Source organism: Duganella alba, assembly GCF_009674495.1.
Taxonomy (GTDB): domain Bacteria; phylum Pseudomonadota; class Gammaproteobacteria; order Burkholderiales; family Burkholderiaceae_D; genus Rugamonas; species Rugamonas alba.
Genome location: NZ_WKJN01000005.1, coordinates 104,868 through 116,574, shown reverse-complemented (window position 1 = coordinate 116,574; position 11,707 = coordinate 104,868). Strand labels below are relative to the sequence as shown.

General features: G+C 62.4%; 8 protein-coding genes and 2 tRNA genes. 3 read left to right on the top strand and 7 right to left on the bottom strand.

From position 1 onward, the window contains the following. Positions 1–251: 251 nt before the first annotated feature. Positions 252–944 (bottom strand): DUF3334 family protein, encoded by a 693-nt coding sequence (locus GJ695_RS06640; protein WP_154363395.1) that lies wholly within the window; start codon positions 942–944, stop codon positions 252–254. A 264-nt stretch (positions 945–1,208) separates the two neighbouring features. On the opposite strand from GJ695_RS06640, the gene GJ695_RS06635 reads away from it, so the two are divergent. Then, a complete protein-coding gene (locus GJ695_RS06635; RefSeq protein WP_154363136.1) occupies positions 1,209–3,809 on the top strand; it encodes a hypothetical protein in 2,601 nt (866 codons plus the stop codon). 56 nt (positions 3,810–3,865) lie between these two features. Here the strand turns inward: GJ695_RS06635 and GJ695_RS06630 are convergent. Together GJ695_RS06630 and GJ695_RS06625 are read right to left on the bottom strand one after the other, a co-directional pair. Beyond that, positions 3,866–3,941 (bottom strand) — tRNA-Asn (locus GJ695_RS06630). 59 nt (positions 3,942–4,000) lie between these two features. Then, positions 4,001–5,587 (bottom strand): methyl-accepting chemotaxis protein, encoded by a 1,587-nt coding sequence (locus GJ695_RS06625; protein ID WP_154363133.1) that lies wholly within the window; start codon positions 5,585–5,587, stop codon positions 4,001–4,003. 139 nt (positions 5,588–5,726) lie between these two features. On the opposite strand from GJ695_RS06625, the gene GJ695_RS06620 reads away from it, so the two are divergent. Beyond that, the gene (locus GJ695_RS06620; protein WP_154363131.1) at positions 5,727–7,046 is read left to right on the top strand and encodes an amidohydrolase; all 1,320 of its coding nucleotides are present in this window, start codon (positions 5,727–5,729) and stop codon (positions 7,044–7,046) included. A 30-nt stretch (positions 7,047–7,076) separates the two neighbouring features. On the opposite strand, the gene GJ695_RS06615 is transcribed toward GJ695_RS06620, so the two are convergent. The 4 genes from GJ695_RS06615 to GJ695_RS06600 form a co-directional block, all read right to left on the bottom strand. Continuing rightward, positions 7,077–7,370: a BrnA antitoxin family protein gene (locus tag GJ695_RS06615; RefSeq protein WP_154363129.1), complete on the bottom strand. Its 294-nt coding sequence runs from the start codon at positions 7,368–7,370 to the stop codon at positions 7,077–7,079. Next, positions 7,336–7,674 carry a transcriptional regulator gene (locus tag GJ695_RS06610; RefSeq protein ID WP_154363127.1) on the bottom strand — a complete coding sequence of 113 codons (339 nt, stop codon included), beginning with the start codon at positions 7,672–7,674 and terminating at the stop codon, positions 7,336–7,338. Before GJ695_RS06610 ends, GJ695_RS06615 begins: the two co-directional genes overlap by 35 nt. 453 nt (positions 7,675–8,127) lie before the next feature. Further along, positions 8,128–8,203 (bottom strand) — tRNA-Asn (locus GJ695_RS06605). A 113-nt stretch (positions 8,204–8,316) separates the two neighbouring features. Continuing rightward, complete coding sequence (locus tag GJ695_RS06600; RefSeq protein ID WP_208023371.1) at positions 8,317–9,513, bottom strand: amino acid aminotransferase; 1,197 nt, start codon at positions 9,511–9,513, stop codon at positions 8,317–8,319. A gap of 114 nt (positions 9,514–9,627) precedes the next feature. Between GJ695_RS06600 and uvrB the strand changes: the two genes are divergently transcribed. After that, entirely contained in the window at positions 9,628–11,700 is a 2,073-nt protein-coding gene (gene uvrB, locus GJ695_RS06595; RefSeq protein ID WP_154363125.1) for an excinuclease ABC subunit UvrB, read from the top strand. The last annotated feature ends 7 nt before the right edge of the window (positions 11,701–11,707 follow it).

Here is an 11,707-nt window from a genome sequence, read left to right as displayed (position 1 = left end):
AATATTGCACTGACTTTTTTGAAAGGCGATATTTTCTTTGATTGATACCATGTATTGCAAGCTGAATATATCTGAATCTCAATTAACTGATAGAAATTCGGCTAAGCATATGCGAAGACTGAATATTCAGTGGTTTAGGCGTGTCGCATCGCCCACAGTGTGGTGAGGTTGATAAGCTAATGGAAGCGGCATCGCGCGCGGTTGTTGCGCAAAAGACGCACGGCCAGCGCAGGCTGGCCGTGGTGAAAATGTTACATGCCCAGCGATTTGAGCAGTTCGTCGGCGTCGGCGTCGGTGGCCGAGACGGCCGGCGCGCTGCTGGCCTGGTGGGCGTCGCGCTGCTGTTCCAGCAAGGCGTCGGGATCGGCGATTTCGCTGGAGTCGAAATCGTGCAGGCGGATGAACTCGGTGCGGTCGATCGCCAGCTCCAGGTAGAAGATGTTGCTCTTCTCCGTGTAGAAGCTGACGCGGCGCATTTCCGGGCGGTCCAGCGGCGTGTCGACGCTGAGCACGATCTGCTTGTTGAGCACCAGCATCTTCGGCTGGTTCTGGGTGATGTTGGTCTGCAGTTCGCGGCGGATCTTGCCGGTGAAGTCGCCGACGATCTGGTTCATCAGCTCGCCGAGGATGTTGGACACCTCGTCCGAGGTGTGGGAGCCGGCCAGCTCCGACTTCGGCATGCCCATGTGCAGCATGTAGCGCTCATAGATCTCCATCGCCGTGTCGGCCGCGAAGTTGAGCACCACCAGGCCGGTGAAGCCGCCGTCAAACAGCACGAAACAGCCGATGTCCGGCTTCAGGCCGACCTTGGTAATGCGCTGCACCATGCCGGAGTAGTTCACCTTGCTTTGCGTTGCCACGTTCAGCACCCGGGTCACCGAGTTGCACAGACTCGATAACAAGTCTTCCGTGCCGTAGACAATCGCTTCGTTTTCGCTGCTCATCATTTCTACCTCTGTTTACTTTTAAAAGATGCATGGATTGCTGCTTCAGAATACCGAGGTGCAAGATTCTCGTCCACTTGAATCGTGCGTTTTGTGAATTTTACGTGCAAAAATGCAAAATCCATGAGCAACGCGACATGGGCTTAAGGCAGATACCACACTTTACAATTCAAAAATGAATTCCGGTAGCATCTGGAGCGGGATACCGTTTAATTAACAGTATCTTTTTGGCATGTGATGCCCCACTCTTTTATCGGAACAGCCATGAATGAATTTCGACTCGACCGGCGCGGCGCGCGACTGCTGTGCGCCATGGGCCTGGCCGCCCTGCTGGCCGCCTGCGGCGCCGGCAAGGACGCCAGCCAGAACGACAGCAGCGCCCGGCGGAGCGTGCTCGGCGGCGCCAGCAGCAAGGCCGCCGGCGGCGCCGCCGTGACGCTGCCGCTGGAGGTGCTGGGCAACGGTTCGCCCGCCACACCGGCCCTCGCCGAAGCCCGGCTCGGCGTCGACGCGAACCAGCTGGGCAGCGTGGCGCAACTGTGGTTCCAGTGCCATCGCTGCGGCTTTTATTCGGCGCCGGAGTTTGAAGCCACCACCGCGCCGCCGGCCCGCATCAAGGCCAGCGTGCGCGTGCTGGGCGGCGGCAGCGACGACAGCACGCCGTGGGTCGACATCACCGACGCCAATGTCATCCTGGCCGACGACGAGCGCCTGCACGGCGGCGTCAACGGCGGCTTCTACACCACCCGCATCACGCTGCCGCTGGACGCCGCCACCCGCGCGCGCCTGGTGGCGCTGCCGGCAACCAACCGCATCCAGTTCCGCTTCAACGGCACCGACGGCGAATCGAACGGCTACCGCGTGCTGAACCTGCAACTGCAGGACGCCAGCGCGCTCCAGGTCGACAGCACCACGCTGCAGCGCTTCGATCCGTTGAGCGAGCGCGACGCCAGCGCCGTCACGGCGGCCGACGCGGCGGCGGGCAAGGCGCTGTGGTACGCGCACGGCACGATCGCCAAATCGGCGATCGTCACGCGCACGCTGCAGGCGGCCTGCGCGTCCTGCCACGCGGACAATGGCCGCGACCTGCAATACTTCAATTATTCAAACAACGCCATCGTGCAGCGCAGCCGCTTTCACGGCCTGAGCGAAACGCAGGGCCAGCAGATCGTCGCCTTCCTGCGCGCCTCGCTGCAACATGTGCCGTATGTGGAAAAGGGGCGGCCGTGGAATCCGCCCTACCAGCCCGGCCCCGGCCTCGACTGCAACAGCGCCGACTGCGCCACGCGCTGGGCCGCCGGCGCCGGCCTGGAGGCGGTGCTGGCCACGCCAGCCGACGCCGTCAAGGCGCTGTTCGGCAAACCGCTCGACGCGCCGCTGGCGCTGACGCAGGCCGATGTCGACCGGGTGATGAATCCCAAGGCCACCATGAACGCCCGCGAAACCGCGATCGCCATGCAATTCCCCGACTGGAACGCCTGGCTGCCGACCATCCACCCGCTCGACGTCTGGCCGACGCAGGCGGACGGCAGCGGCTTCACCAACGGCATCATGCATCCCACCAACGGCATGCAGAATCCCAACGGCCGCTACAATGACCTGATCGCCTGGTTCCAGAGGAACAAAAACCCCAACGGCAATCTGGCCGACTGGAGCCACCTGATTCCCGACCTGCGCGTGCAGATCAACGCCATGATGGGCTTCACCGGCTGGGACGCCTACACCTTCCTCGGCGGTGGGCGCGGCAATCACATCGCCGACAAAGGCATCTACGGCGCCCAGATCGGCGCCGCGCACCTGCAATCGCTGGCGTCGAGCGCCACCATGGCGGCGGGCAAGGCCGGCGCCTTCACCCCCAACGCCTTCATCGAGCGCTCGGTGGCCAGCATGCTGCACTGGAACGCGGTCAAGCAATGGGAGTTGGCGCAGGATTACTCGCTGGAAGGCAACCAGACCTGGTTCATCGGCGACAAGGACAAGACCAGCGGCGCCTGGAAAGGCCGCGGCGAGGCGCACGGCTGGCCGTTCAACAGCGTCAGCCTGTTCTACCTGGCGCCGCACATGGTGTACCAGGAGGACAAAAACGCCGCCGGCCAGATCACCCGCGAATGGTACACCGCGTGGGAGGCCGACAACATCGTCGCCTCCTACTACCGCAGCAACCAGTGGTATCAGTTGCAGATGACGGTCAATCCGGGCGGCCAGAGCAACTGGGTCAATTACCCGATGGACTGGCCGTACCTGACCGCCTTTGACGAATACATCGCCAACAAGGTGGGTTCGGACACGCCGGCGGCCAAGGCGCTGCAGGACAGCCACTTCGTGCGCCTGCTGCAGGCGCGCATCAAGTCGGCGCAATACGTCAACAACGACATCCCGCTGTACGATCCGAACCAGCCCGACCTGTCCGCCAACGAGGGCCGCTACGGCCGCGCGCAGGTGGCCAAGCACCTGACCACCACCAACTTCCTGGACAACGCCAACCGCGACGGCGTCAATCCGTCGAAGTACCGCTTCCTCGACGACCTGCAGCCCGGGCTGTATCTGAAAACGGTGAACGGCGCGATCCAGCAGTTCAACACGCTGTACACGCTACAACCGCTCAGCGCCTGGCGCCGCTGCGATCCCGGCAACACCACGTTGAACGAGCCGGAGAACGTGGCCGGTTTCCGCTTCTGCATCGACCAGGCCAGGAGCCCGCTGGGCACCTACAGCGACGGCACGCACTTCATGGTGTCGAACGCGCTGTACCAGACCACCACCGAGCAGACCGAGCAATACGGCATCTGGAAAGCCACGCAGATGGGCGCCGAACCGGCACGCCTGAAAGTGTGGCGCGACTGGGCTGACGCCGCCTGGCAATAAAGTCCCGCCGCAATGAAAAAAGCCCAACCAGTGAAGGTTGGGCTTTTTCTGTATTCTGGCTCCCCGACCTGGACTCGAACCAGGGACCTGCGGATTAACAGTCCGTCGCTCTACCGACTGAGCTATCAGGGAATTGAGGCCAGAATTATATCGGCCGAAATCCGATTTGCCTAGGGCTTTTTTAAAAAAGCTTAGCGCAGGGTCAGCGAGCGGGAGGTCGCCGGGGCGGCGGCGCCCAGTTTGAACAGGCCGACGGCTTGCGCCAGGCGGTGCGCCTGATCCTGCATGGAATTGGCGGCGGCGGCAGCCTCCTCCACCAGCGCGGCGTTTTGCTGCGTCATTTCATCCATCTGGCTGATGGCCTGATTGACCTGCTCGATGCCGCTGCTCTGCTCCTGGCTGGCGACGCTGATCTCGCCCATGATATCGGTTACGCGGCGCACACTGGACACCACGCCGTCCATGGTGGTGCCGGCCGAGTTGACCAGGCCGGTGCCGGTGTCGACCTTGGCCACCGCGTCGCCGATCAGTTCCTTGATTTCCTTGGCGGCGCCGGCCGAGCGCTGCGCTAGATTGCGCACCTCGGAAGCCACCACCGCAAAGCCGCGCCCCTGCTCGCCGGCACGCGCCGCCTCGACAGCGGCATTCAGGGCCAGGATGTTGGTCTGGAACGCGATGCCGTCGATGACGGCGATGATGTCGACGATCTTGCGCGCCGAGCTGTGGATGGACCCCATGGTGTGCACCACTTCGCCCACTTCGGCGCCGCCCTTGCCGGCCACGTCCGATGCGGACACGGCCAGTTCATTGGCCAGGCGCGCGCTGCCGGCGTTGCGGCGCACGGTGGCGGTCAGCGCCTCCATCGACGAGGCGGTTTCCTCCAGCGCGGCGGCCTGCTGCTCGGTACGGGCCGACAGGTCCAGGTTGCCGGCGGCGATCTGCGCCGAGGCGGTGGCGATGCTGTCGGTGCCGGTGCGCACTTCGCTGACGATGCGGATCAGGCGTTCGTTCATGTGGCGCAGCGCGGTCAGCAGGGCGCCGGTTTCATCGCGGGTTTCGGCGCGGATGTCGCCGCTGAGATCGCCGCTGGCGACACGCTCGGCCGCCACCACGGCGGCGCTGATCGGACGGGTGATGCCCACCGTCAGCCACCAGGCGCACAGCGCGCCGAAGGCCAACGCGGCCGTGGTCAGCACGACGATGATGCGGCTGCTGCCGAGGGTGTCGCCGTCGATCACCTTGGCGGTGGCGTCGATGTGATCGCGCTGCATGGTTACCAGGTTCTGCAGCAGGTCCTGGTAGACATTGGCGGCCGGCGTGAATTCCTGGTCGAGGATGCGGGCCGCGCCGTCGGCGTCGCCGGCGGCCTTGGCCTTGACGGCGCCGTCGCGCGAGGCGCTGTACAGCTTGCGCTGCTGCAGGATCTTGTCGAACAGCGTTTTTTCCGCGCCATCCTCGATCAGCGGTTCGATCTGCTTCAGCAGCTCGGCGGCGCGCTTGACCGAAGCGGCGGCGTCATCCTTGAAATACGGGCCCAGCGCCGGGTCGGTGCTCTTGACGATGGCGGCGGTGCGGCGGATCGACGCGTAATTCAGCCCGTACCAGTCGGTAATCAGGCGTTCCTTGGTCAGCGGTGCAGCCATCATGGCGCGGGTCGACGACGCCACGCTGTCGAGGCGCAGGATGCCCACCACGGCGATCAGGATCGTCATGGCCAGCGTTAGTCCGAAACCCAGCGTGAGCCGTTGTCCAATTTTTAAATTGGCGATCGAAAACATCTTTATGTCCTTTCAGTGAGCGCCAGCAAGGGGCGGCGCTCGGTAAAAAAATTTGCTTTGGGAAATATTTATTCCTTTATTGTACAATAATTTCCCAATGGAATTTTTATTACTGTAGTTTTAGACTGGAACCAACCTCATGAAACGAGCCCCTATCGTCGGCCTTCTGGCCGGCTTGATCGCCACCATCAACCTGTCGCACGCCGCGCCGGTGCCCGCCGACCTGCCGAAACAGCTGGAAACCATGTACCCGGCGGTCGAATCCCTGTACATCGACCTGCACCAGCACCCTGAGCTGGCATTCCAGGAAAAAGAAACCGCCGCCAAGCTGGCCGCGCGCGTCAAGGCGCTGGGCTATGAGGTGACCACCGGCGTGGGCGGCACCGGCCTGGTCGCGCTGCTGCGCAACGGCGACGGCCCGACCGTCATGCTGCGCACCGAAATCGACGCCCTGCCGGTGCAGGAAAAAACCGGCCTGTCGTTCGCCAGCACGGTCACCACCAAGAACGCCGCCGGCGTCGAGGTGCCGGTGATGCACGCCTGCGGCCACGACCTGCACATGTCGGCCTGGTACGGCACGGCCAAGCTGATGGCCGACAACCGCGCACACTGGCGCGGCACGCTGATGCTGGTCGGCCAGCCGGCCGAGGAACCGCTGCAGGGCGCCCGCGCCATGCTCAAGGACGGCCTGTTCACGCGCTTCCCGAAACCGGACTACGCGCTGTCGATGCATGACGATGGCACGCTGCCGACCGGCCAGATCGGCTACCACGCCGGTTACTTCCGCGCTGCCGCCGACACCGTCGGCATCACCATCTACGGCCAGGGCGGCCACGGCGCGGCGCCGCACGACACCCGCGATCCGGTGGTGATGGCGGCGCGTGTCGTCATGGCTCTGCAGACGCTGGTTTCGCGCGAAAATAATCCGATGGACCCGGTGGTCATCACCGTCGGCAGCATTCACGGCGGCGCGCAAGCCAACGTGATTCCCGACCAGGTGCAGCTGCAACTGACGGTACGCACCTTCCGCGACGCCGTGCGCAAGCGCGTGCTGGCCAGCATCGCCCGCGAAGTCAAAGGCGAGGCCATGGCGGCCGGCGCGCCGCGCGAGCCGCTGATCGAAGTCACGCCAAGCACCGACGCGGTCTATAACGAGCCGGCGCTGACGGCGCGCATGACGGACGCGGTGCGCGCCGTGCTGGGCAAGGAAAACGTGGCGGAGATGCCGGCCAAGATGACATCGGAAGATTTCGCCAGCTACGGCCAGGCCGGCGTGAAAGCGGTGCTGCTGCACATCGGCGCGGTCGATCCGGCCCGCCTGGAGCAGGCGCGCCAGCAAGGCGTCGCCCTGCCCGGCCCGCATTCGCCGCAATGGGCGCCGCAATACCAGCGCACCATCCGCGCAGCGATTTCGGCGGAAACCGCCGTGCTGTTCGACTTGCTGGGTAACGGTTCGTAACTGGATGGGATGCCCGCCCGGCGGCGGGTATCAATTAACTTTGGATTGCCGAGCCAACCAATCGCGCATGGCCTCGTTGACGCGAGTCTGCCATCCACGCCCACTCGCCTTTAGTGCATCGAGAACATCTTGATCAAAACGAATGGTGGTGGGTATTTTGGGCTTGGCCTTGACACTCCCGATCGGGCGGCCGCGACGGCCCACGATCTGTTGCGGTGTATTTACTCGTCCTTCGCCATGAGTAGCCTGATCCAGGCTGCGCAGCAGCGCCTCCTCAAATTCGACAATTTCAGGGTCGATTGTTTGCTTGCCTCGCTTGCTCATAAAACTTCTCCCTCAGCCTTAACAGGAACTCTGGCCGTAAGTTGTCGAACTTGGCCTTCGTATAGACGAAGAGCAGCACCAACTCACCACTAGCCAGGCGCGTGAAATAAATCACTCGCGCACCACCTCGCTTGCCAATGCCTTTTCGCCTCCAGCGAACCTTACGCAGACCATCCACACCTGGAATCACATCGCCCGCCAAAGGATGGCTGGAGATCCAGTCAATAAACGCGACACGCTCCTCATCCGACCAGACAGCTAAAGCCGATGCAATGAACTCTTGCGTCTCAATGACGGTGAGCATAATTAAGTGTACTAACAAAAAAATATAGCAACAAGAATAATTTGTTAGTGCGTTTGCTGAAAGTGAGGAACTCAAAGAGAACCTGCTTTGCTTGAGTAAAATCAAGAATAAGCGAAAAATGTTTGTTTACGCACCGAATTGCCCCGCTCCGTTTGACCCTCCCTCCATTGCCTGGCGAACGCCGCAACGCGGTCGCAAGAACCTTTGAATTCCAATTCCGATAGGCCGCCTCGTAAAGCTGTTTCAGGCCGCGTCGTTGCTTGCGTGATTTGGCTTCCTCAGTTTTGAGCCAGCCTGAGAGTTGGAAAGCGTATGGGTCGATGGCACTGGTCGATTGGCGCTCCGCATAGTTCCTAACAACCTCGCCTTGGCCCATTATGCGCAGAAAAATGGCCGCTGAAACGCAAAAACCCAACCGTATTAGGGCTGGGCTTTTGGTGTACTACTGAATTCTGGCTCCCCGACCTGGACTCGAACCAGGGACCTGCGGATTAACAGTCCGTCGCTCTACCGACTGAGCTATCAGGGATTAGAGGCAACATTTTATACTGTTTCTTTCACATCAGCAAGATGCGATTTACTGCGGTATTTCGTGTTGCCTTTCGCATCAAGCTTTGCAGCGCAATGCGAAGAAACAAGAGTTTAGAGCACTTTGGCGATGGCGTCAATAACGATATCGATATTGCGCGAATTCAACGCCGCCACGCAGATGCGGCCGGTGTCCACCGCGTAGATCGACTGCGCGCGCAGCTCTTCCACTTGCGCCTTGCTCAGGCCCGAGTACGAGAACATGCCGATCTGGTCGCGCACAAACGCGAAATCGTGGCCCTTGGCTTGCAGCTTGACCACGAAGGCTTCGCGCATTTCCTTGATGCGCACGCGCATGCCGGCCAGCTCGTCTTCCCACAGCTTGCGCAGCTCAGGCGTGGTCAGCACGGTGGCCACCACTTTGCCGCCGTGCACCGGCGGGTTCGAGTAGTTGGTGCGCACCACGCGCTTCAGTTGCGACATCAGACGTGCCGCCTCTTCGCCGGAAGCCGCCACCACGCTCAGCGCGCCGACGCGCTCGCCGTACAGCGAGAACGACTTCGAGAACGAGTTCGACACCAGCAGCGGGCCGCCGGCGTCGGCAAAGCGGCGCACCACGGCGCCGTCTTCGTCGATGCCCGCGCCGAAGCCCTGGTAGGCCATGTCCAGAAACGGCACCAGGCCGCCGGCGGTGACCGCGGCGATCACTTCGGTCCACTGGGCCGAGGTCAGGTCGGCGCCGGTCGGATTGTGGCAGCAGGCGTGCAGCAGCACGATCGAGCCGCGCGGCATGGCTTTCAGGTCGGCCAGCATGCCGGCGAAGTTGACGCCGTGGGTGGCGGCGTCGAAGTAGGCGTAATTGTTGACTTTAAAGCCAGCGCTTTCGAACAGCGCACGGTGGTTTTCCCAGCTTGGGTCGCTGATGTAGACTTCCGCGTCCGGCGCGAAGCGCTTCAGGAAGTCGGCGCCGATCTTCAGGGCGCCGGTGCCGCCGATGGCCTGCACGGTGACGGCGCGCTTCTCTTGAATTACCGCGCTGTCGGCACCAAATACCAGCTCCTGCACTGCCTTGTCGTAGGCTGCCAGACCTTCGATCGGCAGGTAGGTGCGCGGCGCCGGCGCGGCGATCAGGATTTCTTCCGCTTTCTGTACGCACGATAGCAGCGGCACTTTACCGTTGTCGTCATAATAAACGCCGACGCCCAGATTGATTTTCGCTGGATTCTGGTCGGCGTTAAAGGCTTCGGTAATACCCAGGATAGGGTCGCGTGGTGCCATGTCGATGGCGCTGAACAAGCTAGGATTCGTCATGATAAGATTGGATTCGATTGGAAGCGGTTCGCAGCAGAGATGTATAGACAGCGCCCCTAACATAACGTCTTCAGGCCGCTGGCAGGCCATTATTCTAACAAAGGTCTGAGCAAGATGGCTGATTTACCTGTAGCAGAAACTCCCAAGGCAACCGTGGTCACCTTCCCCGATTCGCCGTTCAAACTGCACCAGCCCTTCCCGCCCGCCGGCGACCAGCCGGTGGCGATCGACCAGCTGTGCGAAGGCATCGACGACGGCCTGTTCTTCCAGACGCTGCTCGGCGTGACCGGTTCCGGCAAGACCTACACCATGGCCAACGTGATCGCCCGCAAGGGCCGTCCGGCCATCGTGTTTGCGCCGAACAAGACGCTGGCGGCGCAGCTGTATTCGGAGTTCCGCGAATTCTTCCCGGAGAACGCGGTCGAGTACTTCGTCTCCTACTACGATTACTACCAGCCGGAAGCCTACGTGCCGCAGCGCGACCTGTTCATCGAAAAGGATTCGTCCATCAATGAGCATATCGAGCAGATGCGCCTGTCGTGCACCAAGTCGCTGATGGAACGGCGCGACGTGGTGATCGTGGCCACCGTGTCGGCCATCTACGGTATCGGTAATCCGAACGAATACCACCAGATGATCCTGACCTTGCGCCAGAAGGACCGCGTGTCGCAGCGCGACATCATCGCGCGCCTGATCCAGATGCAGTACAACCGCAACGAAGTGGACTTCGGCCGCGGCACCTTCCGCGTGCGCGGCGATACGCTCGATATCTTCCCGGCCGAGAATGCCGACCTGGCGGTGCGCCTGGAACTGTTCGGCGACGAGCTGGAATCGATCCAGCTGTTCGATCCGCTGACCGGCCGCGTCAAGCAGAAGATCCCGCGCTTCACCGTCTATCCCGGTTCGCACTACGTGACGCCGCGCTCCACCGTGCTGCGCGCGATCGAGACCATCAAGCTGGAACTGCGCGAGCGGCTGGAGTTCTTCCGCAAGGAGAACAAGCTGATTGAAGAGCAGCGCCTGGAACAGCGCACCCGCTTCGACCTCGAGATGATGGCGGAAATCGGCTTCACCAAGGGCATCGAGAACTACTCGCGCCACCTGAGCGGCGCCATGCCGGGCGAACCGCCGCCGACGCTGGTGGACTACCTGCCGAAGGACGCGCTGATGTTCATGGACGAATCGCATGTGCTGGTGGGCCAGCTGAGCGCCATGTACAACGGCGACCGTTCGCGCAAGACCAACCTGGTGGACTACGGCTTCCGCCTGCCGTCGGCGTTGGACAACCGCCCGCTGAAGTTCGAGGAATTCGAAGGCAAGATGCGTCAGACTATCTTCGTCTCGGCCACGCCGGCCGACTACGAAAAGACCCACGCCGACCAGGTGGTGGAACAGGTGGTGCGTCCGACCGGCCTGGTGGACCCGCTGGTGATCGTGCGCCCTGCCCTGTCGCAGGTGGACGACCTGATGTCCGAGATCACCGACCGCGTCGCCAAGAACGAGCGCGTGCTGGTGACCACGCTGACCAAGCGCATGTCCGAACAGCTGACCGAATACCTGAGCGATCACGGCATCAAGGTGCGCTATCTGCACAGCGATATCGAAACCGTGGAGCGCGTCGAGCTGCTGCGCGACCTGCGCATCGGCACCTTCGATGTGCTGGTCGGGATCAACCTGTTGCGCGAGGGCCTGGACTTGCCGGAGGTGTCGCTGGTGGCGATTCTGGACGCGGACAAGGAAGGCTTCCTACGTTCCGACCGCTCGCTGATCCAGACCATCGGCCGCGCCGCGCGTAACCTGAACGGCGTCGCCATCCTGTACGCGGACCGCATGACCGACTCGATGGAGCGCGCGATCGGCGAGACCGAACGCCGGCGCGCCAAGCAGATCGCCTTCAACGAAGCCAACGGCATCGTGCCGCGCGGCGTGAAGAAGGTCATCAAGGACATGATCGACGGCGTCTACAGCGAGCGTGAAGCGAAGGAAGGCCTGGCGGTGGCGCAGGAGACGGCCAAGTACGAGTCCATGAGCGAGAAGCAGATCAGCAAGGAGATCAAGCGCCTGGAGAAAGCCATGCTGGATCACGCCAAGAACCTGGAATTCGAAAAGGCCGCGCAGGTGCGCGACCAGCTCCACGTCCTCAAGCAGCAACTGTTCGGCGCCCCCGGCGCCGACAACATCGCCTGACCCGTGC